Raw genomic sequence first — 1,171 nt, 5'->3', positions numbered from 1 at the left:
CGGTTTCGGGCCGGGCCGGGGCGTCGGTGCCGGGGCCGGGGCCGCAGGCGTCGCTGCGTCCGCACCGGTGTCGGCCGGTGTGGTCACCTCACTGTCTGCCGGTCGATCGTCGTCGGATCCCGCACCGGGCTCACTGGTCGTCATATCGGTTCCTCGCACCTCCGCGCGGAAGATCCGCGCACTGCCGCGCGACGCGGCGCCTCGCATGTACCGACGTAATTGAAACAGGTCACCGCCCGTGATGCGCGCGCCTTGGCCTTCCCGGTTTGCAACCGACGCGCCTTCCTGGGCAGGCTCGACGCCACACGCGCACCCGGCAGGAAGGCATGACCGCGATGGCTAAGGCGGATATCGCCGCGCTGCTGGCACTCGGCGCCGCGCTGTTCATCGCGATCGGCGACGTCGTCCATCAGCGTTCGGCCCACGAGGTCACCGACGAACCGGTCAGCCACACCGGCCTGTTCCTGCGGCTGCTGCGGGACCGGCAGTGGTGGCTGGGCAGCGGGGTGTCGGCGGTGGGTTTCGCCCTGCAGGCCGCCGCCCTCGGCCTGGGCTCGGTGCTGCTGGTGCAGGCAGTCCTGGTCACCTCTCTGCTGTTCGCGCTGCCGATCAACGCCCGGCTCACTCACCGGCGGGTCACCCGCTGGGAGTGGCTGTGGGCGGCGCTGCTCGCAGGGGCGGTCGCGGTGATCGTCACCGTCGGCAATCCCACCGCCGGTCAGGCCCGGGCCTCGCTCGAGGTGTGGACGTCGGTGGCCGTGGTGCTCGGGCCCGCGCTGGTGCTGTGCGTGATCGGGGCCAGGATCTGGTCCGGGCCTGCCGCCGCGGTGCTGCTGGCGGTGGTGTCCGGAGCGCTGTGGGGGTTGTTCGCCGTGCTGACCAAGGGCGTGGTCGACCGCCTGGACGACGGTCTGCTCGCGGTGTTGCGGATGCCCGAGCTCTACGCCTGGGCGCTGGTGGCGGTGGCCGGGACCGCCTGGCAGCAGGCGTCGTTCCGGGCGGGCGCGCTGACCGCGTCGCTGCCCACCATGACGGTGACCGAACCGGTGGTGGCGTCGGTGCTCGGTGTCGTCGTCCTCGGCGAGGCGCTGCGGCCGGGCGAGGCCGGCTGGTTCACGCTGATCGCCGCGGCGGCGACGATGGTGGTGGCCACGGCGGCGCTGGCACGCGG

At 73.0% G+C, this 1,171-nt stretch carries 1 protein-coding gene; it reads left to right on the top strand.

Annotated features, from left to right (window positions below):
• Window positions 1-335: 335 nt before the first annotated feature.
• Window positions 336-1,171 (top strand): DMT family transporter (locus Q2100_RS31325; RefSeq protein WP_302917135.1); only part of this gene is annotated, 836 nt, incomplete at its 3' end.

Source organism: Mycolicibacterium arseniciresistens (genome assembly GCF_030519285.1).
GTDB classification, from domain to species: domain Bacteria; phylum Actinomycetota; class Actinomycetes; order Mycobacteriales; family Mycobacteriaceae; genus Mycobacterium; species Mycobacterium arseniciresistens.
This window is presented reverse-complemented; position numbering and strand designations above follow the sequence as displayed.